General features: G+C 64.4%; 29 protein-coding genes. 13 read left to right on the top strand and 16 right to left on the bottom strand.

Going from position 1 to position 24885, the window contains the following annotated elements:
- Position 1: 1 nt before the first annotated feature.
- Genes BMI89_RS05590 through BMI89_RS05580 form a run of 3 tightly spaced genes read left to right on the top strand, consistent with a single transcriptional unit; the run spans position 2 to position 2567 of the window.
- Positions 2–820 carry a TatD family hydrolase gene (locus tag BMI89_RS05590; RefSeq protein ID WP_078570132.1) on the top strand — a complete coding sequence of 273 codons (819 nt, stop codon included), beginning with the start codon at positions 2–4 and terminating at the stop codon, positions 818–820.
- Entirely contained in the window at positions 817–1620 is an 804-nt protein-coding gene (locus BMI89_RS05585) for an MBL fold metallo-hydrolase (protein WP_078541825.1), read from the top strand. Before BMI89_RS05590 ends, BMI89_RS05585 begins: the two co-directional genes overlap by 4 nt.
- On the top strand, positions 1620–2567 hold the full coding sequence (locus BMI89_RS05580; RefSeq protein WP_078570131.1) for an AEC family transporter: 948 nt from the start codon (positions 1620–1622) through the stop codon (positions 2565–2567). Before BMI89_RS05585 ends, BMI89_RS05580 begins: the two co-directional genes overlap by 1 nt.
- Before the next feature lie 121 nt (positions 2568–2688).
- On the opposite strand, the gene irrA is transcribed toward BMI89_RS05580, so the two are convergent.
- A complete protein-coding gene (irrA, locus tag BMI89_RS05575) occupies positions 2689–3114 on the bottom strand; it encodes an iron response transcriptional regulator IrrA (RefSeq protein WP_078520235.1) in 426 nt (141 codons plus the stop codon).
- A gap of 151 nt (positions 3115–3265) precedes the next feature.
- Here irrA and fabA point away from each other — a divergent pair, with 151 nt between their 5' ends.
- The 5 genes from fabA (at position 3266) to BMI89_RS05550 (ending at position 7614) form a co-directional block, all read left to right on the top strand.
- On the top strand, positions 3266–3775 hold the full coding sequence (gene fabA, locus BMI89_RS05570; protein WP_078520236.1) for a bifunctional 3-hydroxydecanoyl-ACP dehydratase/trans-2-decenoyl-ACP isomerase: 510 nt from the start codon (positions 3266–3268) through the stop codon (positions 3773–3775).
- 31 nt (positions 3776–3806) lie between these two features.
- The gene (gene fabB, locus BMI89_RS05565; RefSeq protein ID WP_078570130.1) at positions 3807–5036 is read left to right on the top strand and encodes a beta-ketoacyl-ACP synthase I; all 1230 of its coding nucleotides are present in this window, start codon (positions 3807–3809) and stop codon (positions 5034–5036) included.
- Positions 5037–5066: 30 nt separating this feature from the next.
- Positions 5067–5855 (top strand): SDR family oxidoreductase, encoded by a 789-nt coding sequence (locus BMI89_RS05560; RefSeq protein ID WP_075776916.1) that lies wholly within the window; start codon positions 5067–5069, stop codon positions 5853–5855.
- Positions 5856–6111: 256 nt separating this feature from the next.
- A complete protein-coding gene (locus tag BMI89_RS05555) occupies positions 6112–6891 on the top strand; it encodes a pyrroline-5-carboxylate reductase dimerization domain-containing protein (RefSeq protein WP_078570129.1) in 780 nt (259 codons plus the stop codon).
- Between the two features lie 51 nt (positions 6892–6942).
- Positions 6943–7614 carry a haloacid dehalogenase type II gene (locus BMI89_RS05550; protein ID WP_078570128.1) on the top strand — a complete coding sequence of 224 codons (672 nt, stop codon included), beginning with the start codon at positions 6943–6945 and terminating at the stop codon, positions 7612–7614.
- Positions 7615–7621: 7 nt separating this feature from the next.
- Here the strand turns inward: BMI89_RS05550 and BMI89_RS05545 are convergent, their stop codons facing one another.
- Positions 7622–8212: a hypothetical protein gene (locus BMI89_RS05545; protein WP_078570127.1), complete on the bottom strand. Its 591-nt coding sequence runs from the start codon at positions 8210–8212 to the stop codon at positions 7622–7624.
- 63 nt (positions 8213–8275) lie between these two features.
- Here BMI89_RS05545 and BMI89_RS05540 point away from each other — a divergent pair, with 63 nt between their 5' ends.
- Together BMI89_RS05540 and BMI89_RS05535 are read left to right on the top strand one after the other, a co-directional pair.
- Entirely contained in the window at positions 8276–9100 is an 825-nt protein-coding gene (locus BMI89_RS05540; protein ID WP_078541831.1) for an alpha/beta hydrolase, read from the top strand.
- Positions 9097–9987, top strand: coding sequence for a DMT family transporter (locus BMI89_RS05535; protein ID WP_078570126.1), 891 nt, complete (start codon positions 9097–9099; stop codon positions 9985–9987). The genes BMI89_RS05540 and BMI89_RS05535 overlap by 4 nt, the downstream gene beginning before the upstream one ends.
- A gap of 67 nt (positions 9988–10054) precedes the next feature.
- Here the strand turns inward: BMI89_RS05535 and efp are convergent, their stop codons facing one another.
- Positions 10055–10624, bottom strand: a complete 570-nt coding sequence (gene efp, locus BMI89_RS05530; protein WP_078520244.1) for an elongation factor P — start codon at positions 10622–10624, stop codon at positions 10055–10057.
- Positions 10625–10723: 99 nt separating this feature from the next.
- On the opposite strand from efp, the gene epmA reads away from it, so the two are divergent.
- Positions 10724–11764, top strand: a complete 1041-nt coding sequence (gene epmA, locus BMI89_RS05525) for an EF-P lysine aminoacylase EpmA (RefSeq protein WP_078570125.1) — start codon at positions 10724–10726, stop codon at positions 11762–11764.
- A 3-nt stretch (positions 11765–11767) separates the two neighbouring features.
- Here epmA and BMI89_RS05520 read toward each other — a convergent pair whose 3' ends face one another.
- The 5 genes from BMI89_RS05520 to BMI89_RS05500 form a co-directional block, all read right to left on the bottom strand.
- Positions 11768–12157, bottom strand: a complete 390-nt coding sequence (locus tag BMI89_RS05520) for a DUF2237 domain-containing protein (protein WP_078547997.1) — start codon at positions 12155–12157, stop codon at positions 11768–11770.
- Positions 12158–12173: 16 nt separating this feature from the next.
- Entirely contained in the window at positions 12174–13346 is a 1173-nt protein-coding gene (locus BMI89_RS05515; RefSeq protein ID WP_143593825.1) for a serine hydrolase, read from the bottom strand.
- A gap of 103 nt (positions 13347–13449) precedes the next feature.
- The gene (locus BMI89_RS05510; RefSeq protein WP_093477043.1) at positions 13450–13932 is read right to left on the bottom strand and encodes a winged helix DNA-binding protein; all 483 of its coding nucleotides are present in this window, start codon (positions 13930–13932) and stop codon (positions 13450–13452) included.
- Between the two features lie 158 nt (positions 13933–14090).
- Positions 14091–14366, bottom strand: a complete 276-nt coding sequence (locus tag BMI89_RS05505; protein WP_078570124.1) for a succinate dehydrogenase assembly factor 2 — start codon at positions 14364–14366, stop codon at positions 14091–14093.
- The gene (locus tag BMI89_RS05500) at positions 14366–14743 is read right to left on the bottom strand and encodes a helix-turn-helix transcriptional regulator (protein WP_078541836.1); all 378 of its coding nucleotides are present in this window, start codon (positions 14741–14743) and stop codon (positions 14366–14368) included. Before BMI89_RS05500 ends, BMI89_RS05505 begins: the two co-directional genes overlap by 1 nt.
- 82 nt (positions 14744–14825) lie before the next feature.
- Here BMI89_RS05500 and BMI89_RS05495 point away from each other — a divergent pair, with 82 nt between their 5' ends.
- Both BMI89_RS05495 and BMI89_RS05490 read left to right on the top strand, forming a co-directional pair.
- On the top strand, positions 14826–16028 hold the full coding sequence (locus BMI89_RS05495; RefSeq protein WP_078570177.1) for a pyridoxal phosphate-dependent aminotransferase: 1203 nt from the start codon (positions 14826–14828) through the stop codon (positions 16026–16028).
- Positions 16029–16055: 27 nt separating this feature from the next.
- Complete coding sequence (locus BMI89_RS05490; protein ID WP_078570123.1) at positions 16056–16457, top strand: hypothetical protein; 402 nt, start codon at positions 16056–16058, stop codon at positions 16455–16457.
- 26 nt (positions 16458–16483) lie between these two features.
- Here the strand turns inward: BMI89_RS05490 and BMI89_RS05485 are convergent, their stop codons facing one another.
- The 8 genes from BMI89_RS05485 to urtA form a co-directional block, all read right to left on the bottom strand.
- Entirely contained in the window at positions 16484–17047 is a 564-nt protein-coding gene (locus BMI89_RS05485) for a CHAP domain-containing protein (protein ID WP_078570122.1), read from the bottom strand.
- A 166-nt stretch (positions 17048–17213) separates the two neighbouring features.
- Positions 17214–17708: a DUF6647 family protein gene (locus BMI89_RS05480; RefSeq protein ID WP_143593824.1), complete on the bottom strand. Its 495-nt coding sequence runs from the start codon at positions 17706–17708 to the stop codon at positions 17214–17216.
- A gap of 89 nt (positions 17709–17797) precedes the next feature.
- Entirely contained in the window at positions 17798–18271 is a 474-nt protein-coding gene (locus tag BMI89_RS05475; protein ID WP_078570120.1) for a c-type cytochrome, read from the bottom strand.
- 216 nt (positions 18272–18487) lie between these two features.
- Positions 18488–19183, bottom strand: a complete 696-nt coding sequence (gene urtE / locus BMI89_RS05470; RefSeq protein WP_078570176.1) for an urea ABC transporter ATP-binding subunit UrtE — start codon at positions 19181–19183, stop codon at positions 18488–18490.
- A gap of 16 nt (positions 19184–19199) precedes the next feature.
- Positions 19200–19970, bottom strand: a complete 771-nt coding sequence (urtD, locus tag BMI89_RS05465) for an urea ABC transporter ATP-binding protein UrtD (protein WP_078548007.1) — start codon at positions 19968–19970, stop codon at positions 19200–19202.
- Complete coding sequence (urtC, locus tag BMI89_RS05460) at positions 19967–21190, bottom strand: urea ABC transporter permease subunit UrtC (RefSeq protein ID WP_078570119.1); 1224 nt, start codon at positions 21188–21190, stop codon at positions 19967–19969. Before urtC ends, urtD begins: the two co-directional genes overlap by 4 nt.
- 94 nt (positions 21191–21284) lie before the next feature.
- On the bottom strand, positions 21285–23267 hold the full coding sequence (gene urtB, locus BMI89_RS05455; protein ID WP_078570118.1) for an urea ABC transporter permease subunit UrtB: 1983 nt from the start codon (positions 23265–23267) through the stop codon (positions 21285–21287).
- 58 nt (positions 23268–23325) lie between these two features.
- On the bottom strand, positions 23326–24606 hold the full coding sequence (urtA, locus tag BMI89_RS05450; RefSeq protein ID WP_168173992.1) for an urea ABC transporter substrate-binding protein: 1281 nt from the start codon (positions 24604–24606) through the stop codon (positions 23326–23328).
- Between the last annotated feature and the right edge of the window lie 279 nt (positions 24607–24885).

Below are 24885 nucleotides of genomic sequence, written 5' to 3'. Positions count from 1 at the left end.
TTTGACCCTCCCGCCCGAGATCACAGACAGCCATTGCCATCTCGATTTCCCCGATTTCGACGGTGAGCGCGACGACATCATCGCCCGTGCGAACACCGCCGGAGTGACGCGGATGGTGACGATCTGCACCAAGCTGAAGAACGAGCCCTCCGTGCGAGCCATCGCCGAGGCGCATCGCGGCGTCTTCTACGCCGCGGGCACCCACCCGATGAGCGTCGCCGAAGAGCCGATGGCCACGGTGGACGAACTGGTGGCGCTGGCGAAACACCCGAAATTCGTGGGCATCGGGGAGACCGGGCTCGATTATCACTACACCGCCGAGAGCGCCGAGGTGCAGAAAACCTCGTTGCGCCTGCATATCGAGGCCGCGCAGGAAACCGGCCTGCCGCTGATCATCCATTCGCGCGATGCCGACGAGGACATGGAAGCGATCCTGACCGAGGGGATGAAGGCCAAGCCCTATACCTGCGTCATGCATTGCTATTCGTCGGGGCCGCGTCTCGCGCAGGTCTCGGTCGATCTAGGCTTTTACCTGTCGATGTCCGGCATCGCGACCTTCCCGAAAAGTCAGGAAGTGCGCGACATCTTCGCCGCCGCGCCGCTCGACCGGATCCTCGTGGAAACCGACAGCCCCTATCTTGCGCCGCCGCCCTATCGCGGCAAGCGCAACGAGCCCGCGTATACCGCCCACACCGCCAAGGTCGGCGCCGATGTCTTCGGCTTGCCGCTCGAGGAATTCGCCGCCGCGACGCAGGCCAATTTCGACCGCCTGTTCTGGAAAGCCGCCGAGCATGGCGAGCGGGGGAGCATCGCTGCATGAGTCGGATGCGCTTCACGATCCTTGGCTGCGGCTCCTCGGGGGGCGTGCCGCGCATCGGCAACAATTGGGGCGACTGCGACCCGGCGAACCCGAAGAACCACCGGCTGCGCTGTTCGATGCTGGTCGAGCGGGTCGCCCAGTCGGGCACCACGCGGGTGCTGATCGACACCACGCCCGACATGCGCCAGCAGCTGCTGACCGCGGGCGTGGGCGAGCTGGATGCGGTGGTCTACACCCACAGCCACGCCGATCACGTCCACGGGCTCGACGATCTGCGCCAGATCGTCTTCAACATGCGCACCCGCCTGCCCGTCTGGGCCGATGCCGATACCGAGGCCGCGCTGCTCGACCGTTTCGCCTATGCCTTCGTCCAGCCCTCGGACAGCAATTACAAACCGATCTGCGAGCTGAAATCGATCCATCGCGAGCGGCCCTTCCAGATTACCGGTGCGGGCGGCTCGATCGAGTTTCAGCCCTTCCGCGTCGAGCACGGCAATATCGACGCGCTCGGCTTCCGGATCGGCGGGCTGGCCTATCTGCCGGACGTCTCGGACATTCCCGAAGAGGCATGGGCCTATCTCGAAGGCCTCGATTGCTGGGTGCTCGACGCGCTGCGCCGCACGCCGCACCCCACCCATGCGCATCTGGCCCGCGCGCTGGAATGGATAGAACGTGCGCAGCCCGCGAGCGCGGTGCTGACCAACATGCATATCGACCTCGACCACGACACGGTCGCCGAGGAAACGCCGGATCACATTCGCCCTGCCCATGACGGGATGGTTCTGGATTTCGGTCTCTGATGAGCGTTCTGATCGACGTCATCCTGCCGGTCTTTCTGGTGATCGGCTTCGGCTACGTCGTGGCCTGGCGCGGGCTGTTCTCCGAGGGCGCGATCGACGGGCTGATGCGGTTCGCGCAGAATTTCGCGGTGCCGGTGCTGCTGGCGCGCTCGATTGCCAATCTCGACCTGACGCAGAGCTATAACTGGGCGATGATGGCGGCTTTCTACGCTGGCGCGCTGATCTCTTTCGCGATCGGCATCACTGGTGCGCGCATGATAGGCCGCAACGGCCCGGAGAGCGTCGCCATCGGCTTTGCCTGCCTGTTCTCGAATTCGCTACTGCTCGGCGTGCCGATCACCGAGCGCGCCTATGGTACCGATGCGCTGTCGGGTAACTTCGCGATCATCTCGGTGCACTCGCCCTTCCTTTATACGATCGGCATCCTCGCGATGGAGATGGTGCGCTCGTCGGGCACCGGCACGTCGCTCGGGCGCGTCGGGCTCAACGCGCTGATCGGCGTGCTGCGGACGCCACTGGTGATCGGCATCCTGACCGGCTTCGCGATCAAAATCCTCACCACGCTGACCGGCCAGCCCCTGCCCCATCCGATCCGCGAGGGGATGGATATGATGGCGCGCGCAGCACTGCCTGCGGCCCTGTTCGGGCTGGGTGGCGTGCTCTATCGCTATCGTCCCGAAGGCGATGCGAAAGCGATCGCGATGGTCACCGGCCTGTCGCTGATACTGCATCCGGCGATCACTTACGGGCTCGCGCATTTCGCCTTCAAGGTGGACACGACCGCGCTGCGTTCGGCTACGCTGACGGCGGCGATGGCGCCGGGGGTCAACGCCTATCTCTTCGCGAATATCTACGGGGTGGCGCGCAGGGTCGCAGCCTCGGCCGTGCTGATCGCGACGGCGCTATCGATTCTGACGATCTGGGGCTGGCTCGCGATCCTGCCGTGAGGTTTTAGAGGCTCTGCCCCCCCCGTCGCCGGAGGGCGACAAGACTGACGTGTCGACGGGCTCTGCCCCTCTGGCCTGCGGCCATTCACCCCGGGATATTTTCGCCAAGAGGAAGCGGCAATCAGGCCTTGCGGACGCGGATCACGACGTCGACGCGGGTGATCTCGGCGCCTTCGGGGGCCTGCGGGATCGAGGCGAGTTTCAGTTCCTCGGCCGGGGCATCCGACAGGCGGTTGTCGTCTTCCCAGAAGAAATGCGGGTGGTCGTCCATGCGCGTGTCGAAATAGCTGCGCGCGCCATCCACCGTGATCTCATGCATCAGCCCGGCATCGCAGAACGCCTTGAGCGTGTTGTAGACGGTGGCGAGCGAGACCTTCTCGCCCGCATCGCAGGCGGCCGCGTAGAGGCTTTCGGCCGTGACATGACGATTTTCCCCATCGCCCACGAGCAATGTGGCCAGCGCCAGTCGCTGACGGGTGGGGCGCAGCCCGCCACGGCTCAGCCAGTCCTGCCCGCGGCGCTGTTCGGTCGAATTCGTCACAGCCATGTCATGTCTCCTCGGTACCTATATGAGACTTTTCCACTCAGGTTTCAATGCAACCGCGCAGGGGCGCGGCCTGTCACCGTCGCCCTTGCGCCACGCGGCCACGCGGTGATAGAGGGATGCAAAAGCACGCCAAAACCGGGAAGGAGCGCCGATGGCTGGGTTTCCGACGAGCTTCGGGAAAGAAGATCTTCTGAAATGCGCACGTGGGGAGCTGTTTGGCCCCGGCAATGCGCAGCTTCCGGCGCCGCCGATGCTGATGATGGATCGCATCACCGACATCTCGGGCGATGGCGGCAAGCACGGCAAGGGCCATGTGGTCGCCGAGTTCGACATCACCCCCGACCTGTGGTTCTTCGAATGCCATTTCCCCGGCAATCCGATCATGCCGGGCTGCCTCGGCCTCGACGGGTTGTGGCAGCTGACCGGCTTCAACCTGGGCTGGCGTGGCTGGCAGGGTCGCGGCTATGCACTTGGCGTGGGCGAGGTTAAGCTCACCGGCATGGTCCGCCCGGATCGCAAAATGCTGACCTACAAGGTCGATTTCACCAAGGCCATTCAGACCCGTCGCCTGACCATGGGTGTCGCCGACGGGATCGTCGAGGCCGATGGCGATGTGATCTACGAGGTCAAGGACATGAAGGTCGCGCTCTCCGAGAGCTGACCCCCAAAGACAGACAAGACAGGAGGCCCGCATGCGCCGCGTCGTCATCACCGGTTTGGGCATCGTCTCGCCCATCGGCAACAATGCCGAAGAAGTCACCGCCAGCCTGAAGGCCGGCAAATCCGGCATCGTATTCGCCGAGGATTACGCCGAGCGCGGCTTCCGCAGCCAGGTCAAAGGCCAGCCGAAGATCACGCTCGAGGACCATATCGACAAGCGCAACCTGCGCTTCATGGGTCCGGGTGCCGCCTACAACTTCATCGCGATGGAGCAGGCGCTGGCCGATAGCGGTCTCGAAGAGAGCGACATCTCGAACCCGCGCAGCGGCCTGATCATGGGCTCGGGCGGTCCGTCCACCTCGAACTTCTTCGAGGCGCATCGCATCGTCATGGAGAAGGGCTCGCCCAAGCGGATGGGGCCGTTTATGGTCACCCGCTGCATGAGCTCGACGAACTCGGCCTGTCTGGCCACGCCGTTCAAGATCAAGGGCGTGAACTACTCGATCACCTCGGCCTGCTCGACCTCGGCGCATTGCATCGGCAACGGTACCGAGCTGATCCAGATGGGCAAGCAGGACATCGTCTTCGCCGGTGGCGGCGAGGAACTGGACTGGACGCTGAGCTGTCTGTTCGACGCGATGGGCGCGATGTCGTCGAAATATAACGACACGCCCGAGCTGGCCTCGCGCGCCTTCGACGCGACCCGCGACGGGTTCGTCATCGCAGGCGGCGGCGGTGTCGTCGTGCTGGAAGAGCTCGAGCACGCCAAGGCGCGCGGCGCGAAGATCTACGCGGAAGTCACCGGCTACGGCGCGACCTCGGACGGCCACGACATGGTGGCCCCCTCGGGCGAAGGCGGCGAGCGCTCGATGAAGCTCGCGGTCGGCACCCTGCCCGAAGGCCGCAAGATCTCCTACATCAATGCGCATGGCACCTCGACGCCCGCAGGCGACGTGACCGAAGTGCAGGCCGTGCGCCGCGTCTTCGGCGAGGAAAACGTGCCGAAAATCTCTTCGACCAAATCGCTCACCGGGCACTCGCTCGGCGCGACCGGCGTGCATGAGGCGATCTATTCGCTGCTGATGATGGAAAACAACTTCATCACGGCCTCGGCTAACATCACCGAGCTGGACCCGGCGATCAAACCCGAAGAGATCGCGATGGAGCGGATCGACAATGTCGAGTTCGACTCGGTCCTGTCGAACAGCTTCGGTTTCGGCGGCACCAACGCGTCGCTCGTGATGAGCAAGTATCGAGACTAACGGCAAGAACAAACGGCGGCAGGGACGGGAATGGCGGAACTGATGAAGGGTAAGCGCGGCCTCGTAATGGGGGTCGCCAACGAGCGCTCAATCGCTTGGGGGATCGCAAAGGCACTGGCCGAGCAAGGCGCAGAGCTTGCGTTCTCCTATCAGGGCGAAGCCTTCGGCAAGCGAGTCGAACCGCTGGCCGAAAGCGTGGGCTCGAAATTCCTGCTGGATGTGGACGTGAATGACGACGCCTCGATGGACGCCGCCTTCGCCAAGCTGAAAGAGGAATGGGGCTCGATCGATTTCGTCGTTCACGCCATCGCCTATTCCGACAAATCCGAACTCGCGGGCCGGTTCATCAACACCACCCGCGAGAACTTCAAGAACTCGCTGACGATCTCCTGCTACAGCTTCATCGACGTGGCCAAGCGCGCCTCGGAACTGATGAACGAAGGCGGCTCGATGATCACGCTGACCTATATGGGCTCGCAGCGCGTGACGCCCTATTACAACGTGATGGGCGTGGCGAAAGCGGCGCTGGAATCGGCCGTGCGCTATCTGGCAGCCGATCTGGGCCCCGACGGCATCCGCGTGAACGCGATCTCGCCCGGCCCGATGAAGACGCTGGCCGGTGCCGCCATCGGCGGCGCGCGCAAGACCTTCCGCCACACCGAGCACAATTCGCCCCTGCGCCATAACGCGACGCTGGAAGCGATCGGCGGCACGGCCGTCTACCTGCTCTCGGACTATGGCGCCTGCACCTCCGGCGAGATCATCTCGGTCGATAGCGGCTATCACGTCATGGGCATGCCCGCGGCGGAGAACCTGTAAGAAGCCTCGCGCGGACGATCCGCGCCCGGAACGCGGCGAAGCCGCAGGGCGCGCGTCGGCCCGTCCCGACGGGTTGGCGCATTGACACCCGCGCACACTGCTCAAACAAGCGAAGAATGTGGCTGGGACAAAGTGCCCAGCCCCAAAGTCATGGTGCGCCACCCCACGGGCCGCCGCGCGCCCTGCTACCCATTCCCTCCCTTCCCCCCATCCCCTGCCCCGCGCTAGGCTGCCCCGAACACGCAGGGAGGCGCGCATGGCACTCGATTTCTCCATCGGCATCATCGGTTCGGGCATGCTCGGCGCAGCGATTGCCGAGGCGCTCTGGCGCGCGGAGCCCAAGTCGCTGCTGATGGCCAACCGCTCCGGCGCGCGGCCTGACATTGACGGCTTCCCGCCGGAGAACGTCCTGACCGATCCGCAGGCGCTGGCAGAGGCTTGCGACGTGGTGATCCTCTGCGTGCCGCCCGCCGCAGCGAGAGACCTCACTGTCGACGCGAAGGACAAGCTGGTGATCTCCGTCATGGCAGGCGTGCCACTGGCCGACCTCACCCGCATCAGCGCCAGCCCCCGCGTGATCCGCGCCATGTCGAGCCCGGCGGCAGCAAAGGGCCTCGCCTATAGCCCATGGTTCGCGAGCGATGCCGTGACCCAACAAGACCGCGCCCGCGCACGGGCCATGTTTGAGGCCTGCGGGCAAACGGACGAGCTGCACGACGAAGCCCAGATCGACCTCTTCACCGCGATGACCGGCCCAGTACCGGGATTCGTCGCCGCCTGCGCCGCCGCCATGGCGCGCCATGCCGAGGATCAGGGCGTCCCGCCCGAGATCGCCGATCGCGCGGTGCGGCAACTGTTCCTCTCGGCCGGGCAGATGATGGCCGAGGGCCCGACGCCTCAGACCCATGTGCAGGAGATGATCGACTACGCGGGCACGACGGCCAAGGGCCTCATCACGCTGCGCGACAATGGCTTTGCCGAGCGTCTGGCCGAAGGGCTCGCCGCCGCGACGCAAGCCTCGCGCGACATCTACTGACCCTTGCACCCGGCCCCGCCAACGCTAGGGTGTGGCTCGGGAGGAAATATCATGTCCATTCAGCTTTGCGTCTTCGACGCCTACGGCACGCTCTTCGACGTCGACGCCGCCGCGCGCAATCTGGCCGCCGAAGAGCCGCGCCTGACCGAAATCTGGCCGCGCCTTGCTGCCGATTGGCGGCGCAAGCAGCTGGAATATAGCTGGCTGCGCGAGGTGATGGGCGATTACGTCGATTTCTGGCAACTGACCCGCGACGGGCTCGATTGGGCGATGGCGGCGCAGGATCTCGACGATCCCGATCTGGCCGAGCGGCTGATGGCGCTTTACCGCGAGTTACCCGCCTTCCCCGAAGTGCCCGAGATGCTCGATGCGCTGCACCATCGCGGTGTCGGGCGTGCGATCCTGTCGAACGGCGCGCCCGACATGCTCGGGGCTGCGGTCTATGCGGCGGGCGTGGGCCATCTGCTCGACGAGGTGCTCTCGATCCACGAGATCGGCCATTACAAGCCCCGCGCCGCCGTCTATGAGATGATCGCGCAGAAGATGGGCGTCGAGCCGGAGAAGACCTGCTTCGTCTCGTCGAATGGCTGGGACGCGGCGGGCGCGGCCAAGGCGGGCTTCCACGTCCTTTGGGTCAACCGCGCGGGCGCCCCGGTCGAGCGGCTGCCCTATAAACCCGCGGCGATCCTGACGGACCTGCGCGCGGTGCCCGACCACCTCTGAGAAGCGCTCACTCGTCCATCTCGCGCAGCGCGCGCCGCAGCCGCATCGTCTGCGCCTGAAACCCTTCCGCATCCGTGTATTCCACGAAGTCGCGGTAGCGCAGATGCGGCCCCTTCACCCGATGCGCGTGCTTTATCGGGCACCAGAATTGCTCAGTTCGGCCCGCGATCTCGCGCACATAGCTCAGAAGCCCGTTGCAATAGCCGCAATAAACGCAGTTCAGCTTCTGCAGCGCATTGAGATAGGCCAGATGCTGACGGTCGACCACGATATGATCGGAGCGCTTCACCTTGGCGATGCGGTAGATCGGAAAACAGATCGCCTGATAGAGGCTCACAAAGAGGTCGAGCAGCACGAAGGGCACGATCAGCGAATAGATCACCGGGGCGGTCAGAATGACCATCGGGCGCGCATAGGACAGGAAGCGCAAAAGCCCCACCCGCGCCTGCCGATGCGCATCGCGCACTCCCGCCTCGAACACTACCCGGTTGTGATCGAGCCGGAACGCCATCGCCTCGCGCCTGCGCTCCCATTCCGCTTCGATTTCGTCTTCGAGCGCACTCAGTCTTTCGTGTAATCTTTCCAGCGTGTCAGCCATGGCGATCTCCCTCTAACGCACTATGATCGCTGACAGGTCAGCAATCCAGAGAGGAGCGGCGTAATGGAATTCTTTACCGCGGATGATGGCGCGAAGATCGCCTATCGCGACAGTGGCAGCGGCGTGCCGGTCTTGGCCCTGTCCGGGCTGACGCGAAACACCCGCGACTTCGACTACGTCGCCCCGCATCTCAAGGACGTACGGCTGATCTGCATGGATTATCGCGGCCGTGGCGAGAGCGACTGGACCGGCGAGAAAACCTATACCGTGCCGCGCGAAGCGGCGGATGCGCTGCAGCTGCTCGATCATCTGGGAATCGAGAAGGCCGCGATCCTTGGCACGTCGCGCGGGGGCCTCGTGGGGATGTATCTCGCGCTGACCGCGAAAGAGCGCATGACCGGGCTCGCGCTGAACGATGTCGGACCTGTCCTCGACGAAAAGGGGCTGAACAAGATCTTCGACTATATCGGGCGCAACCCGGCGGCGAAGAGCTACGCAGAAATGGCCGAAAAGCTGCCCGAGGCGATGATCGGTTTCGACAAGGTGCCGCCCAATCGCTGGGCGATGGAGGTCCGCCACCATTACGTCGAGACCGATGACGGGTTGAAGATCAATTACGACCCGGCCCTGCGCGATGCCTTCCTCGGCGCATTCAAGGGCGGCGTGGAGCCAGCCTGGCCGCTCTTCGAGGCCACCGAGGGGCTGCCGATCGTCCTGACCCACGGCGCGAATTCCGATCTGCTGAGCGACGCCACGGTGGACGAGATGCAGCGCCGCCGCCCGGACATGATCTATGCGCGCGTCGCCGACCGCGCCCATATCCCCTTCCTCGACGAACCCGAGTCGCTTGCGGCCCTCGAAGCGTGGGTCGAACGGATCAAAGGGTGAGCGAGGCCCGTGTCACCCTCATCGCCAGCGCGATCACGCTGATCACGGGCGCGCTCTGGGGGCTATACTGGCTCCCGGTGCGCGCGCTGGACGGGCATGGTCTGGCGGGAGCCTGGGGCACGGTCGCGATCACCCTGGTCGCCTGCGTGGCGATGGCGCCCGTCGCTTGGGCTAAACGCGATGAACTCGCCGCCGCCACGCCAGCCGCGCTGATCTCGGTCGCGCTTGGCGGAGCGGCCTTCGCGCTCTATTCGATCGGCTTTCTCTACGGCCGCGTCGCGCTGGTGATCCTGCTGTGGTTCCTCACCCCGGTCTGGTCGGTGCTGATCGGGCGGTTCGTGCTGGGCTGGCCGGTCTCGCGGCTGCGACTCGCCGCGATCGTCATCGGCCTCGCGGGGCTCGGCCTGATGCTGGGCGCGAGCGGCGGCCTGCCCCTACCCAGCAGCTTGGGCGAATGGATGACGCTTGTCGGCGGCGTGATCTGGTCGGTCGCGACCACGGGGATGCGCACCAGATCGACGCTCTCGCCCGTCCCCGCCACCTTCGTCTTCGCGGCAGGCGCGGCCCTTACCGCACTTTGCCTCGCACCGTTCCTTGCGCCGCTGCCCGCAAACGGGGTCGATTGGGCGGCGTCGGTTGGGCTGATCGGTGCCGCCGGGGTGTTCTGGTGGGGCGCAGCGACGGCCGGGCTCATGTGGGCGACCGTGCGGCTCGAACCGGCGCGGATCGGGATATTGCTGATGAGCGAGGTGCTCGTCGGCGCGGTCTCCGCCGCGCTGATCGCGGGCGAACAGCTCGCCGCGCTGGAAATCGCAGGCGGCGCGCTCGTGCTGGGCGCAGGGCTTCTGGAGGTCTGGCCCGCGCGCCCTACACAACGCCCCGCCTGACCTGCCCAATCCGCAAACAAAAAAAGGCGCCCCGCAGGGCGCCTTTTTCATAAAATCGCGGCGAGAATCAGTCCTTCGCGCGCTCCACGTAGGTGGTGTCTTCGGTGTTGATCACGATGCGGGTGCCCACGCCGATATGCGGCGGCACCATCACGCGGATCCCGCCGGTGCAGATCGAGGGCTTGTAGCTCGACGAGGCGGTCTGACCCTTCACGACCGGCTCGGTCTCTTCGACTTCGACGGTGACTTTCTGCGGCAGGTCGATCGCGATCGCGTTCTCCTGGAAGGTCTTGAGGTGGACGCGGATACCGTCGCGCAGGAACACCTTCGCGTCGCCGATCACGTCATCCTGCACCGCGAGCTGCTCATAGGTCTCGGGGTCCATGAAGTGATAGCCTTCGCCATCCTCGTAGAGGAAATCGTACTCGCGCTCTTCGACATGGGCGCGCTCGACCTGCTCGGTCGTGCGCCAACGCTCGGACACCTTCGTGCCGTCCGAGATGCGGCGCATATCGACCTGCGTGACAGGCGTGCCCTTGCCGGGATGGATGTTCTGCGCGGTGATCACGACGTAGAGCTTGTCGTCGATTTCAAGCACGTTGCCCTTGCGGACAGAGGAAGCGATGACTTTCGCCATGAAAGGACCCCTTTGAATTCGGATAAAACAGGCTCTGGCGCCCGGATTGCAGAGCGCCTAAACCATTTGCGCCCCGATTTCCAGCCTGAAAGGCCTTCCATGCCCCCGTTCTGGACGCCCGAGCGCCACGCCGACCGCCGCCCCGCCCTTCTCGCGCGCAACCGCATTAAGGCGGCGATCCGCGGCTGGCTGGCGGCAGAGGATTTCGTCGAGGTCGATCCCTGTGCTCTGCAGGTCTCGCCCGGCAACGAGGCGCATCTGCATGCGTTTGCCACCGACATGATCGGCAATGACGGCGCGGCGCGGCGGATGTATCTGCACACCTCGCCCGAATTCGCGATGAAGAAGCTGTTGGCCGCGGGCGAGCCGCGCATCGCCGCCTTCGCCCATGTCTGGCGCAACCGCGAGGCGGGCAAGCGCCATTCGCCCGAATTCACCATGCTGGAATGGTATCGCGCGGGCAAAGACTACACGGCGCTGATGGCCGATTGCGCGGCGATGCTGCGGCTGGCGGCGGAAGCCGCGGAATCGGCAGTGCTGCGCTATGGCACCGCCGAATGCGACCCCTTCGCCGAACCCGAGCGGCTGTCGGTCGCCGATGCCTTCCAGCGCCATGCCGGGATCGATCTGCTCGCCACCTGCGACGGCGCCAAGACCGACGCGGAAGCCCTGCGCGCGCAATGCCAGGCGATCGGCTTTGCGGTGGCCGATGCGGATAGCTGGTCGGACATCGTCTCGAAACTGCTGGTCGCGAAGGTCGAGCCGCATCTGGGCCATGGCCGCGCGACGATTCTGGACCGCTATCCTCTGGCCGAGGCCGCGCTGGCCCGCCCTGCCCCGGATGACGACCGCGTAGCCGAACGCTTCGAGCTTTACGCCTGCGGGGTCGAACTCGCGAACGGCTTCGGCGAGCTGACCGATCCGGCCGAACAGCGCCGCCGCTTCGAGGGCGATATGGATCTGAAGGAAGAACTCTACGGCGAGCGTTACCCGATCGACGAAGACTTCCTCGCCGCCCTCGAGATCATGCCCGAGGCGTCCGGGATTGCGCTTGGCTTCGACCGGCTGGTGATGCTCGCCACCGGCGCGCCGAAAATCGAGGATGTGCTCTGGGTGCCGGTGGGCGGCGCGACGGGCTAAGCCTCAGCCTTTCCCGCCCTTCTTCTCGGCGGCATGATCGGCCAGCATCTTGAACGGCACCACTCGCAGCGCATCGCGATGGGTCGAAGCCAGCATCACCTCGGGCGCGCAGCCCTCCTGCACCGCCTGCAAAAAGCGCGAGGCGCACAGGCACCATTGGTCGCCCGGTTTCAGCCCCGGGAAATCATATTCCGGGCGCGGCGTGCTCAGATCGTTGCCGAGATATTTCGAGAAGGCGAGAAACTCCGCCGTCATCACAGCGCAGACCGTATGCGAGCCGCTATCCTCCCAGCAGGTGTTGCAGCTGCCATCGCGGAAGAACCCGGTGCGGGGCTTGAGCGAACAGGGCTGCAATGTACCCCCCAGCACGTTGATCGCCTCATACATCTGCATCGCGCAGCCCTCCCTGTCAGGAAACCTCTGCGATGCGGCGCAGCATGGCAAGGTTTTCCTCCTCGACGCCCTCCTCCTTGAAACGCCAGTCGGCAGCGTTGATCGCGATGACCGTGTCGGTCGCGGGGCTGACATAGATGTGCTGGCCATAGATGCCGCGCGCGAAATAATCGCCGCCGTGATCCGCCGTATCGACGGGCACCCACCATTGGTAGCCGTATCCCTCGCCCTTCGGCGCCTGCAGCGCGGTCGATTGCGTAACCCAGTCCTCGGGCACGATCTGGCGGCCGTTCCAGAAGCCCTTTTGCAGGAACATCTGGCCGAAACGCGCATAGTCCCGCGTCCGCAGGTTCAGCCCGCCAAGGACGAAGCTGACGCCCAACCCGTCGGTCAGCATCACCGGCGCGGCCTCCAGCCCCATCGGTGCGATCAGCAATTCGCGCATCACCTCCGCCGGATCGGCCCCGGTCGCGCCGGCGATCACCATGCCCAGAACATGCGTGTCGATCGAGACATAGAGCATCCGCGCGCCCGGCTCAGCCTCGCGGATCTTGAGCGAGGCGGCGAAAGCGTCCATCGACCGCCCCATCGCGAGAACACGGCCCATCTTGTTGATATCAGAGTGGAAATCCAGATAGTCCTCGTTGAAGGCCACGCCCGAGGACATCACCAGCGCATCGCGGATCGACACGCCCTCATAGACCGAGCCCTTCAGCTGCGGCGCAAAGCGGGTCAGCGGCGCGTCGAGATCGGGGATCACGCCCTGATGGTGCAGGATGCCCAGCGTGGCAGAGAGGAAGCTCTTCGCCATCGACCAGGAGATGCGCAGATCCTCGGGCGCGGTGCCGCGGAAATAGCGTTCATGGGTGATCTGGCCGTGGCGCATCTTCACCAGCGCGGTGACCCAGCGCCGCTCGATCCAATCCTCGACGCCCTCGGGCAGCGGATCCTCTGCGCCGCGGCCCAAGTCCGACACCGGCCCGTCGCCACGCGCAATCTCGCGCGAATGGAACAAGGCAGGCATGTTGGAGAAATTGCCGACGATCCGGTCAGGCTCGAACAGACGGTTCACCGCGCGCAGCCGGGCGATCTCGTCGCGCTTCCACCATGCGAGCCCCGCGATCGGCAGCGCCGCTGCCATTCCGACCCGGATCGCGCCCCGCATCGCCTTTTGTCCAAGCTGTTTCATCGCGCGTCCCCTCGCCGCATATCGTCACGGCAAGGAAGCACGCCCCACGCCGCTGCGGCAAGGAGAACCGGGCGTCATCGCGCAAACGCGACCTGCGCAAGGGTCAGTAGATATAGCGGATCTGGTCGGTCCAGTAGCGCTCCATCCGGCGCAGCGTGTGGTTCATCTCCTCCATCGCGTCGAAGGTGATGACGCCGCGCGTCTCCATCCCGCAGGCGTGCCGCTCGAACAGGGTCGCCACGTTCTCGCGCAGCTCGCGCCCCTTCGCGGTCAGCCGCACCCGCACCGAGCGGCGATCTATCTCGCAGCGCTGATGGTGCATGTAGCCCGCCTCCACCAGCTTCTTGAGATTGTAGGAGACGTTCGAGCCCTGATAATAGCCGCGGGTCTTCAGCTCCCCTGCGGTCACCTCGTTCTCGCCCACGTTGAACAGCAAAAGCGCCTGCACCGGGTTGATCTCGAGGATGCCCAGCCGCTCGAACTCGTCCTTGATGACGTCGAGCAGCAAGCGATGCAGCCGCTCCAGCAGCGAGAGGCTGTCCAAGTATCCCGCCATCAGCCCCGGCGTCGCCGGGACGGGCGTCATGTCGCTTGCAGATTTCTGCACGGTCATAGCATTCTCCGCCAGTTTCGCTGCCCCTGACGCAGGACAGTGGCGGGAAATGGCAAAGATACCGTTAAGCGGCCCGAATTCTTCGAAAATTCGCGAAAAACCCTCTGAAATCCGGGGCTTCCGCGCCGTTTTCAGGTTTTCGTTATGTGCCGTTCGCGGGCGAATTGGCCGATTACGGACAGCAATTCGAGGTATTTCGGCGGGCAAGGCTGTGCGCCCGAGACCCACGGATACAGGTCCTGATCGTTCTCTTCGAGAAGCTCGTCATAGAGATCGAGAGTGGCGGCATCCAGATCGGGCAGGCACGCATCGGCGTAAGGCCCGAGGATCAGGTCCATTTCCTTGATCCCGCGCCGCCAGCTGCGCATCTTCATCCGTTTCAGCCGCGCCTCTCGCGTCTCTGTCATCAACTCTCTCCTGCCACCAAGCGCTTCTCCAGCCGTGCCAGCCGCACATCGAGATCTTCGAGCCCGGACCGCACTTCCCGGATTTCGCGCACGAGGGCGCGTTCCGCTTTTGCGTCTTCTCCCTGTTCGGGCGGGCCGTCAAGCCCCTCGCCCGATCCGGTCAGCAGCCACATCAGCGTCACGTTGAGCATTCCAGACAGCATCTGCAGCCGGTTCGCGCGCGGCTCCAGCACGTCTTCTTCCCAGGCCTGCAGCGTCTCGAGCCGGACGCCCAGCTGCGTCGCCAGATCCTCCTGGCTCAACCCTGCCGCTTCGCGCGCGCCAGCAAGCCGGTCGCCGAACGTTGCGCTCGCCTCGCCATACCAATCGTCGACCATGTCTCTCTCCCGCTTTCGCTTGAACGCTTCTGGTGCCGAGCCTAGAAGTTTGCCGAACGAGTTACAAATCAAGGGCGACGCGATGGCATTCCTTTCCGACACGCTTGCACGGGTGAAACCTTCGCCGACGGTCGCGATGACCGGGAAGGTGGCCGAATTGCGCGCCGAAGGCCGCGATGTGATCGGCCTTTCGGCGGGCGAGCCCGATTTCGATACGCCCGAGTCGATCAAGGACGCCGCGAAAGCCGCGATCGACGCAGGCAAGACCAAATACACCGCCGTCGACGGCATCGCCGAGCTGAAACAGGCGATCTGCGCCAAGTTCGCCCGCGAGAATGGCCTCAGCTACACGCCCGAGCAGGTCTCTGTCTCTTCGGGCGGCAAGCAGGTGCTGTTCAACGCGCTGATGGCGACGCTCAATCCCGGCGACGAGGTAGTGATCCCGACCCCCTACTGGGTCAGCTACCCGGATATGGTGCTGATCGGCGGCGGCACGCCTGTCTTCGTTCAGGGCGATCCCGCGATGGGCTACAAGATCAGCCCCGAGGCGCTGGAAGCCGCGATTACGCCGAACACCAAATGGTTCCTGTTCAACTCGCCCTCGAACCCCTCGGGCGCGGCCTATTCGCGCGAGGAGCTCAAGGCGCTGACTGATGTGCTGATGCGCCACCCGCATGTTTGGGTGATGACCGATGACATGTATGAACATCTCACCTTCGACGGGTTCGAATTCACCACGCCCGCGCAGGTCGAACCCGCGCTCTATGATCGCACGCTGACGGTCAACGGCGTCTCCAAGGCCTATGCGATGACCGGCTGGCGGATCGGCTATGCGGCGGGCCCGAAAGAGCTGATTGCGGCGATGCGCAAAGTGCAGAGCCAGTCCACCTCGAACCCCTGCTCGATCTCGCAATGGGCTGCCGTCGAGGCGCTCAACGGCCCGCAGGATTTCATCGACACCTTCCGCACCGCCTTCAAGCGGCGGCGCGATCTGGTGGTGGCCGGGCTCAACGCCTGCCCCGGCATCTCCTGCCCGACGCCCGAGGGCGCGTTCTACGTCTACCCCTCGATCAAGGACTGCATCGGAAAGACCTCCGCTGGCGGGCGCAAGATCGAGAGCGACGAAGATTTCGCCAATGCGCTGCTGGAGGAAAACAACGTCGCCGTGGTCTTCGGCGCGGCCTTCGGGCTTTCACCGAATTTCCGCATCAGCTACGCTACATTGGACGCGGCCCTGACCGAGGCCTGCGCCCGGATCAAGGCCTTCTGCGAAGGGCTGTCATAAGGCGGAACGGCCGAGGGAGACTGGCGAATGACTGACTTGCCCGAGTATTACTTCCGGGTGAAGGAAAACGGCGCGACGGTGTTTCGCGTCGATACCGAGAACCGTCAGCGCCGGATCGAAATGGACCCGATCGCCAATATCAACATCCGCAATGGCGAGATCAAACCGCAGGGCGACCGGGTTCTGACCGAGGAAGACCGCGCCGAGATAGAGGCGTGGATCGCGCATCGCCGCGAGGTGCTCGCCCAGCGCGATGTCGACGACATCCTGCGCGCGGTCGATCACCTCAATCTCGTCACGCAATGGGCGCAGTCGAAGGCGACCGACGCCCAGCTCGAAGAGATCACGGATACGCTGTTGCTGACAATGCACGACCTGCGCAGCGTGCTGGTGCGCAAGAAGGCCGAGCGGCTGACCAGCGAGGGCTGAGCCCTCGTTTCAGCCCCCCTTCGGCCTCAGCCTTTCGAGATAAACCCGGTGATCGGATAGACGCGGCCCAGCGCGCCGGGATTGCTCATGACGCGCACGCGGCTCCAGTCGTTCTTTTCCGAGACATCCACCACGACCATGTCAAGCGACACCTTGTTGCGCTCCCAATTCGCATGATCGACCCGGATCTGACGCGGCGAGTCGACGCCCGAGACCACCGCGATATGGCCAAGCGGATTACGACCGGTCGCCGAGAACGCCATCACCGCACCGACCTTCGGCTGGTGACCGCGCGCATAGAGCCCCTTGGCCTGCGACCACCAGGTCTTGGCATTGCCGCGAATGTCGATGCCCGAGGCATTGCGCGCAAACGGCACGCACCAGACGCGCTGGCGCTTGGCGCGCATCTGCTTGGCCACTTCGACCGCATAGGCGCGGCGTTCGAGGTTGACGGCACCCGCCTGATCGCGCGCGCTGGCAAAGCCCATCCTGTCGCCGCTGGTCGGGGTGCAGGCCGAGACGGTCAGCGCCGCGATCAAAACAAGCGAGAGGGGGGCCGCACGGCCCGCGAGGTCAGAGATGGAGAGCATGGGCGATCACTGTCGATGTCGAATTGTTGCGTCTTCGTTACCTCCTCCATAGCCCCGAATACCCCCTTCGCCGAAGGAGAATTTCGCCGCGCATCAGCGGGTTGGCAACAATCCGCTTACAGGAATGTAATCTTGGGAACCTTTTGCGATCTCGCGAATGCGCGTTCTACGGGTGACGGTCCGAGGGACAGCGCGCATGCAGGTAAATCTCGACCCATTCAAAGCCCGGATCGATTCCCCGCTCGGCCAGCCACGCCTCCTGCAGACGGTAGGCCTCCGGCTCGGCCGCCGCCGGACAGGGCCAGTCGCGCGCATGGAACTGAGCGCGATGGATCAACTCATGCAACAGCGAGGAAAGCTGCATCGGATCGTCTTCGGACCAAGGCCCGACGAGAAAGATTCGATCCTCCACCAGATCATAGGCCGCGCGCAGATCGGAATCGACCAGAAGGTCGTGCCCCTCATAGGTGATGACCTCCCCGCTCTGGCACATGAAGAGCGCAGGCGTGCCTTGGGGCACCGTGTAGTCGCTATGCGCCTCGATCCACGCGGCGAGCGCTTCCGTCACCGCATCGGGCACGGACATAGGCAGCGGCGCGGGACAGGCCCCGACCGCTGCCGGACATAACAGTGCAAGCCCTATGACGATGGCTCGGATCATCACGCCTCCTCTCCTGACAGGATAGCAGCTGCGTGCGGATCTCGGAATTGATGCCGATCATTCGGGCCGATGGTGCAAACCGCGCCGCCCTATTTCGGCATCATCGGCGGCGCCATCACGATATAGGGCGTCGTCGGGGCCTCCCCGGGCGGCAAGGCCTCGGGCATCGGCTCCCCCGGGTCTCCAAGCGATTTGATATATTGGTAGAGCGAGCGCAGATCGCTTTCGGGCATCGCATGCACGTTATAGAACGGCATTGGCGGCTTGGCGTCGAAGGTCTTCGCGTATTCCACGAAACCGTCCTCGTCCATGTCCTTGATCTCGAGGCGCAAATTGACCGCGTAGGTCGTGCCCCACGGCCCCTGCCAGCCAAGTGGCACGCCTTTGAGCGCCGCCTCCGGGTCGATCTTTCCACCGGACTCGTTATACCCGGCCGTGTGGCAGTCGTGGCATCCCGAGGTGATCGAGACCAGTTTGCCCCGCTCCACCGAGACCTCCTGAGCAACCACAGCCGAAGAGCTGGCCAGCGCGCCAAGCGCGGCCAGAATAAGAACGCGTTTCATGGGTTTCTCCCTCCCTAACAGACGCGCCCCTCCCGGCGCGCCTCTCCCTGAGGTCCGGCCTTACGTCCAAACAGACCTGACCTTGCGGAAAGGATGCGCCCAAAGGGGCGAGTCGGGCAATTAGATAAAAGACAGGGCCTCGCAGCCGTGTTCAGGCAACGGACAGCGATGAGGCACGAACCTCGCGAAGGCGCGGAGCGGGCTGCGCCGTCCGCCTCAGACGCTGACCACCTCGCGCAATGCCTCGCGCGTCAGGGTCTCTTTCGTCCCCTCCATCGCGACCGCGCCGCGCTTGAGCACGTAGAAGCTATCGCCCAGATCATGCGCGAAGTCGAAATACTGCTCGACCAGCACGATCGCCATATCACCCTTCTCGCGCAGGTAGGCGATCACCCGCCCGATCTGCTGGATGATGTTGGGCTGGATGCCCTCGGTGGGCTCGTCCAGCAACAACAGCTTCGGCTTCATCAGCATCGCGCGGGCAATCGCCAATTGCTGCTGCTGCCCGCCCGAGAGATCCCCGCCCCGGCGATTGAGGAAGTCCTTCAGGATCGGGAAGAGCTCGTAAATCTCATCCGGGATGACATGCTCGGATTTCGGTAGGCAGGCGAAAGCCGTCTCCATATTCTCGCGCACCGTCAACAGCGGGAAGATCATCCGGCCCTGCGGGACATAGCCGAGCCCCGCCTTCGCCATCGCCTGCGGCGGCACGCGGCCCATCTCGGCGCCATTGAGCGTGACAGACCCGCCCGAACGCAGATGCGTCCCCGAGATCGCCTTCAGCAACGAGGTCTTGCCCACGCCGTTGGTGCCCATGATGCAGGTCACCTCGCCCGCGCGGGCCACCATGTCGATCCCGTGCAGGATCTGGCTGCCGCCGTAATGGAGCGTCAGCCCCTCGGTCTTCAGCATCGCGGGTTTTGTCAGATCAGCGGCCAAGATACACCTCGATCACGCGTTTGTCGGCGGTCACATGGTCGAGCGAGCCTTCCGCCAGAACCGACCCCTCATGCAGCACCGTCACCTTGCAGTTCAGACGGCGCACGAATTCCATGTCATGCTCGACCACGACCACGGCATGATCGCGCGCCAGATCGACCAGCAGCGCAGTCGTCTGCTCGCGCTCGGCCAAGGTCATCCCCGCCGCGGGTTCATCGACCAGCAGCAGCTTCGGCTCCTGCGCCAAGAGCATCCCGATCTCCAGCCATTGCTTCTGCCCGTGGCTCAGCTCGCCCGATTTGCGCGGCAGTTGATCGGCGAGGCCCACCTGCGCCGCGATCTCTTCGACGCGCGCACGATCGGCATCGCCGGCCTTCCAGCCCAGCACCGCGAAGGGGCTGCGATTGGCCTTGAGCGCCATCATCAGGTTCTCGGTGACGGTCTGATCCTCGAACACGGTGGGCTTCTGGAATTTCCGCCCGATCCCGATCCGCGCGATCTTCGCCTCGTTCAAACGCAGCAGGTTGGTCGAGCTTTCCCCCCACAACACCGAGCCCTCGTCGGGCCGGGTCTTGCCGGTGACGATATCCATGAAGGTCGTCTTGCCCGCCCCGTTCGGCCCAATCACCGCGCGCAGCTCGGTCGGGCCGATATTGAAGCTGAGATTGTTGATCGCCTTGAACCCGTCGAAGCTGACGGAGATGCCCGAGACCTCCAACAGGGTCTGCGATCCTGCCCCCGGTTTGATCGCAACATTCATTCCTGCGCCTCCTCTTCCCGGAAGGAGCCCTTATCCGGCCCGAGCGGCGCGCCATGGCGGTTCGGGCGGCGGATGCCCTCGAACAGATCGATCAGCCCCGACAGCCCTTTCGGGGCGAACAAGGTCACCAGCACGAAGGCGAGCCCCAGCAGCACCTGCCACCAGTCGACCCAGTCGATAGTGTAGAAACCCAGCGGCAGATCGGGCACGCGCCCCCCGGTGAACCAGCTCGAGACGATGGAAACGAAGGCCGCCCCCATCACCGCACCATAGAGCCGCCCGCGCCCGCCAATCGCGACCCAGACCGCGAGGTAGATCGACGCGATGGGCGCCATCTCGCCCGGGTTGATGATCCCCGCCTGCGGGTAATAGAGCGCCCCCGCAATGGCCGCGATCACCGCTGTCAGGGTGAAGACGAACAGCTTGTAGCCCTCGACCGAATAACCAAGGAAGCGCACCCGCGCCTCGTCGTCGCGGATGCCGCGAATGACCGAGCCGAATTTGCCCGAGACGATCAGCGACGCCGCGACATAGCCCAGACCCAGCGCCAGAGCCGAGGCCCAGAGGAACCAGATCGACAGATGGTCCTGCCCCGCGCTTACGCCCGGAATGTTCTGCAGCCCCGAAAGACCATTATTGCCGCGCAGCCCGCTCTCGTTCTGGAAGAGGTAGAGCGACAGCGCGAGCGTCATCGCCTGCGTCAGAATCGACAGATACACGCCCGTCACGCGCGAGCGGAACGCGAGCCAGCCGAAGATCAGCGCCAGCAGCCCCGGCACCAGCACCACGAACAGCAGTTGCATCGGCAGGTTGCCCGCGAAGGTCCAGATCGCAGGCAAGTCCGATCCACCCACCACGCCAAAGATTTGCGTGCCGATCGCATCATTGACCTCCTGCGGGGTCATCGGGAACTCACCCGCCGATTTCAGCACGATGTCGCGGGTGCGCTCATACATGAGCCACATGCCGATCATGTAACCGCCCAGACCGAAGAAGGCGAAATGGCCGAGCGACAGGATGCCCGTATAGCCCCAGACCAGATCCATCGCGATGGCGATCAGGCACAGGCACAGCGTCTTGCCCAGCGTCTTGACCATCGAGGTCGAGATCGCCCCCGGCCCGTAGGCGTGGGAGAGGAAAGTGACGCCCAGCGTGAAGACCGCGAGGATCAGCAGGAACCACAAAACGGAGGGGTTCTTGGCGAGAAATCCGGATTTCATGCGCGGACCTCCGATGTTGCGGCGGGGGTTTCGCACCCCCGCGCCCCCGCGGGATATTTGGACCAAGAGGAAGGGATAAGGGTCTGTGCCATGCTCAATCCCCCGCGGCCCGACCCTTGAGCGCGATGATGCCGCGCGGGCGGAACTGGATGAAGATGATGATGAAGAGGATCATGTAGGTCTGCGCCGCGAGCGTGTTCGACGGGTTCAGCCATTCGATCCCCTTTTGCAGCACGCCGATCAGGGTCGCGCCCGCCAGCGTGCCGAAGATCGAGCCGACGCCGCCGACCACGACCGTCATGAAGCTCTGCACGATATAGTCCTGCCCCATCTCGGAGGTGACTTTCGCGAAAAGCCCGATCGCCACGCCCGCGATCCCGGCGATGCCCGAGCCGAACCCGAAAGCCAGCATGTTGATGCGATCCGGGTTGATGCCCATAGACGCCGCCATCGACGGGTTCTGCGTGACCGCGCGGACCTCCAGCCCGAGGCGGGTCTTGCGCATCACCCAGAGGTAGAGGGCGAGAAATACGAGCGCCAAGACGAAGATCGCGATGCGGATATAGCTGATCGACACCACGTCGTTGAGCGTCCACGCCCCCTCCAGCCAAGGCGGCGAGGTCAGCGGACGCGCTTGGGTCCCGAAGATATTCTTGAACAGCTGCTGCAGCGCGATCGAGATGCCGAAGGTCGCGAGCAACGTCTCCAGCGGGCGTTTGTAAAGGTACCGGATCACCAGCCGCTCCATCGCGACGCCCGCGCCGAAGGTGATCGCGAAGGCCAGAGGCAGCGCGATCAGGATCGACAGCGTGTAATCGGGCACGAAGAGCTGCACCACATAGCCCGTATAGGCGCCCATCGTGATGAACTCGCCATGGGCCATGTTGATCACGCCCATCACCCCAAAGGTGATCGCAAGCCCGATGGCGGCGAGGAAATAGATCGAGGCGAGCGAGAGCGCATCGAGGCCGAGATCGACCGTCTGCATCCCCGCCACCGTGCGGCTCACCCGGGTCAGTGCGGCCTCGGCGGCGGTGGTCACTTCCGGGTCTGGCTCGGCATAGATATCGGCGAATTGGTGATCTGCGACGAGTTTCTCAGCCTCTGCATCGGTCAGCCGCGTCGGCACCTCGCCAGCAGCGGCCAGCGTCGCATAGGCCTCCTCGCGCTTGGCCGGATCGGCCATCGCGGCCAGCGGCAGCCCGCCCACCTGACCGTTCTCGACATGCGCGGCCAAAGCCTGCTGCATCTCGGATGCCGAAATCCGCGCGGGCGCCATATCGGCCGAGACCAGCATCGCATAGGCCTCATCCTCGGGGATATCGCGGCCCGGCTTGAGCGTTTCCGCGACATTGCCCTCCGGCGCGCCCTCGAACACCTTGCGGGTCGTCGCCACCAGCGGGTTCAGCGTGGCGCGGAAATCCAGCCCCAGATCGGCCCCGAAACTGTCGATCGCGGCGACGCGCTCTTCGGCATCCTTGCCGAAGCGGATCGTCAGCAGGCGTTCCAGCCGCTGTTTTTCCGCCTTGATCGCGGGATCGGGCTCGTCGGGGATCGAGGCGCGCAGCGGCTCCAGATGCGAGGCCTCGCCGTTGCGGTCGATCGCGGTCAGCGCCTCGCGGCGTTTCTTCGGATCGGGATCGCTCAGCAGAAACCGCACCAGCGCCACACCGATCTCGGCCCGCACGCCGGAATTCGGCTTCACTTCCTTGATGTCGGATTTCGGCGCGGTGCCTGCAGGCTCTCCGGTGACCGGATCGCTCAGCTCGTATTCGCTGCCGGATTTCTTCACGATGAAGAAGGCGCCGTCGCTTTCGCGCAGCCCGACGCGCTTGTCGGACCAGGCCTGCAGGAAGCGCGAGGCCCCCTCGCCCGAACCGGCGACCGCCTCGATGACCGGGCCGATAGTGCGGCGCGACGGCTTGGCGATCTGCTTGGCATAGTCCTGAAGAACGGCGCGCAGCCCCGTGGCTTCGCTTTGCGTGGCCTCCGCCTGCGGCGCGTCGCCCGCGTCCTGCGCCAGCCCCGGCAGAGCCAATGCCAGAACAATCCCGAGCGCGATCAAAAACTTGCGCATCCCGTCCCCTTAGGATGAAACGGCCGGGAGAGGCGCACCCCTCCCGGCCAAGACACGATCAGTAGTTCGATTTCTTCTGAACGCAGGTTTCGGTCTCGGTGTTGTACATGCCGCAATCGAGACCCGGCCAATCCGACTTGAGCACCGCCGATTCCGGCAGGAAGTCGGTCCAGGCGTCGCCCGGCACGGGATCGGTCTGCGAGATGATGTCGAACTGACCGTCTTCCATGATCTCGCCGATGAGGACCGGCTTGGTCAGGTGGTGGTTCGGCAGCATCTTCGCGGTGGAGCCGGTGAGGTTCGGGAATTCCTGCCCCGGCATCGCGGCGATGACTTCGTCGACATTGGTGGAGCCGACCTGCTCGACCGCCTGCACCCACATGTTGAAGCCGATATAGGTGGCTTCCATCGGGTCGTTGGTCACGCGGCTGTCGTCGCCGGTGAAGGCGTGCCACTGCTTGATGAAGGCCGCGTTCTCGGGCGTGTCGGCGCTCTCGAAGTAGTTCCACGCGGCCAGCTGACCGACGAGGTTCTTGAGATCCGCCTCACCCAGACCGGACAGTTCCTCTTCGCCGACCGAGAAGGCCACGACGGGGATGTCCTCGGCGGTGATGCCGGAAGCTGCGAGTTCCTTGTAGAAGCCGATATTCGCGTCGCCGTTGATCGTCGAGATCACGCCGACCTTCTTGCCGTCCGCGCCCAGCGCCTTCACGTCGGAGACGATCTTCGACCAGTCCGACTGACCGAAGGGGGTGTAGTTCACGAAGATATCTTCCTTCGCGATGCCCTTGTCCTGCAGATAGGCTTCGAGAATGTTGTTCGTGGTGCGCGGATAGACATAGTCGGTGCCCAGCAGCGCGAATTTCTCGACGCCGAGTTCCTCGAGGAAGTAGTCGACCGCCGGGATCGCCTGCTGGTTCGGGGCCGCACCGGTGTAGAACACGTTGCGCGAGCTTTCCTCGCCCTCGTACTGCACCGGGTAGAACAGCAGACCGTTGAGTTCCTCAAGGACCGGCAGAACCGATTTACGCGACACCGAGGTCCAGCAACCGAAGATCACGTCGACCTTGTCCACGGTGATCAGCTCGCGCGCCTTTTCGGCGAACAGCGGCCAGTCGGAAGCCGGGTCGACCACGACCGCCTCGAGCATCTTGCCGTTGATGCCGCCTTTCTTGTTCTGCTCTTCGACCAGCATCAGGACCGTGTCCTTGAGCGTGGTTTCCGAGATCGCCATCGTGCCCGACAGCGAGTGCAGAACGCCAACTTTGATCTTGTCGTCCTCCTGCGCGAAGGCAATGCCCCCGCTCATCGACATGGCCCCGGCCAGAGCCGCAGACATCATAAGTTTACGCCGATTGATCATTTCATTTCCCTCGTTAGCGTCGACCCTGCGCGGCCCTTGATGGGCTCATTCTGCAGGTGCCGAACCTCCACTATTGGTAACGGTCGAGGCCATCCCTCCGACCAGGGGCGCACAGCCGAGCGCCTCCGACATCCAATCCCTCGCGCTGCGATGCGGCAAAAATTTCCGGCTCCACGCAGCAAAAAACCCGCCGAATGGGCGGGCCTGCCGAAGTTTTCGCACAATTCGTAAGTTTTTGCCCAATTAATGAGCAAC

Source organism: Thioclava sp. F36-7 (assembly GCF_002020075.1).
Classification (GTDB): domain Bacteria; phylum Pseudomonadota; class Alphaproteobacteria; order Rhodobacterales; family Rhodobacteraceae; genus Thioclava; species Thioclava sediminum.
This window is presented reverse-complemented; position numbering and strand designations above follow the sequence as displayed.

Coding starts and splice junctions, on each gene's coding strand:
- BMI89_RS05585 (WP_078541825.1), top strand. CDS start 817: ATGAGTCGGATGCGCTTCACGATCCTTGGCTGCGGCTCCTCGGGGGGC.
- BMI89_RS05580 (WP_078570131.1), top strand. CDS start 1,620: ATGAGCGTTCTGATCGACGTCATCCTGCCGGTCTTTCTGGTGATCGGC.
- irrA (WP_078520235.1), bottom strand. CDS start 3,114: ATGGCTGTGACGAATTCGACCGAACAGCGCCGCGGGCAGGACTGGCTG.
- fabA (WP_078520236.1), top strand. CDS start 3,266: ATGGCTGGGTTTCCGACGAGCTTCGGGAAAGAAGATCTTCTGAAATGC.
- fabB (WP_078570130.1), top strand. CDS start 3,807: ATGCGCCGCGTCGTCATCACCGGTTTGGGCATCGTCTCGCCCATCGGC.
- BMI89_RS05560 (WP_075776916.1), top strand. CDS start 5,067: ATGGCGGAACTGATGAAGGGTAAGCGCGGCCTCGTAATGGGGGTCGCC.
- BMI89_RS05555 (WP_078570129.1), top strand. CDS start 6,112: ATGGCACTCGATTTCTCCATCGGCATCATCGGTTCGGGCATGCTCGGC.
- BMI89_RS05550 (WP_078570128.1), top strand. CDS start 6,943: ATGTCCATTCAGCTTTGCGTCTTCGACGCCTACGGCACGCTCTTCGAC.
- BMI89_RS05545 (WP_078570127.1), bottom strand. CDS start 8,212: ATGGCTGACACGCTGGAAAGATTACACGAAAGACTGAGTGCGCTCGAA.
- BMI89_RS05540 (WP_078541831.1), top strand. CDS start 8,276: ATGGAATTCTTTACCGCGGATGATGGCGCGAAGATCGCCTATCGCGAC.
- efp (WP_078520244.1), bottom strand. CDS start 10,624: ATGGCGAAAGTCATCGCTTCCTCTGTCCGCAAGGGCAACGTGCTTGAA.
- epmA (WP_078570125.1), top strand. CDS start 10,724: ATGCCCCCGTTCTGGACGCCCGAGCGCCACGCCGACCGCCGCCCCGCC.
- BMI89_RS05520 (WP_078547997.1), bottom strand. CDS start 12,157: ATGCAGATGTATGAGGCGATCAACGTGCTGGGGGGTACATTGCAGCCC.
- BMI89_RS05515 (WP_143593825.1), bottom strand. CDS start 13,346: ATGAAACAGCTTGGACAAAAGGCGATGCGGGGCGCGATCCGGGTCGGA.
- BMI89_RS05510 (WP_093477043.1), bottom strand. CDS start 13,932: ATGACGCCCGTCCCGGCGACGCCGGGGCTGATGGCGGGATACTTGGAC.
- BMI89_RS05505 (WP_078570124.1), bottom strand. CDS start 14,366: ATGACAGAGACGCGAGAGGCGCGGCTGAAACGGATGAAGATGCGCAGC.
- BMI89_RS05500 (WP_078541836.1), bottom strand. CDS start 14,743: ATGGTCGACGATTGGTATGGCGAGGCGAGCGCAACGTTCGGCGACCGG.
- BMI89_RS05495 (WP_078570177.1), top strand. CDS start 14,826: ATGGCATTCCTTTCCGACACGCTTGCACGGGTGAAACCTTCGCCGACG.
- BMI89_RS05490 (WP_078570123.1), top strand. CDS start 16,056: ATGACTGACTTGCCCGAGTATTACTTCCGGGTGAAGGAAAACGGCGCG.
- BMI89_RS05485 (WP_078570122.1), bottom strand. CDS start 17,047: ATGCTCTCCATCTCTGACCTCGCGGGCCGTGCGGCCCCCCTCTCGCTT.
- BMI89_RS05480 (WP_143593824.1), bottom strand. CDS start 17,708: ATGATCCGAGCCATCGTCATAGGGCTTGCACTGTTATGTCCGGCAGCG.
- BMI89_RS05475 (WP_078570120.1), bottom strand. CDS start 18,271: ATGAAACGCGTTCTTATTCTGGCCGCGCTTGGCGCGCTGGCCAGCTCT.
- urtE (WP_078570176.1), bottom strand. CDS start 19,183: ATGCTGAAGACCGAGGGGCTGACGCTCCATTACGGCGGCAGCCAGATC.
- urtD (WP_078548007.1), bottom strand. CDS start 19,970: ATGAATGTTGCGATCAAACCGGGGGCAGGATCGCAGACCCTGTTGGAG.
- urtC (WP_078570119.1), bottom strand. CDS start 21,190: ATGAAATCCGGATTTCTCGCCAAGAACCCCTCCGTTTTGTGGTTCCTG.
- urtB (WP_078570118.1), bottom strand. CDS start 23,267: ATGCGCAAGTTTTTGATCGCGCTCGGGATTGTTCTGGCATTGGCTCTG.
- urtA (WP_168173992.1), bottom strand. CDS start 24,606: ATGTCTGCGGCTCTGGCCGGGGCCATGTCGATGAGCGGGGGCATTGCC.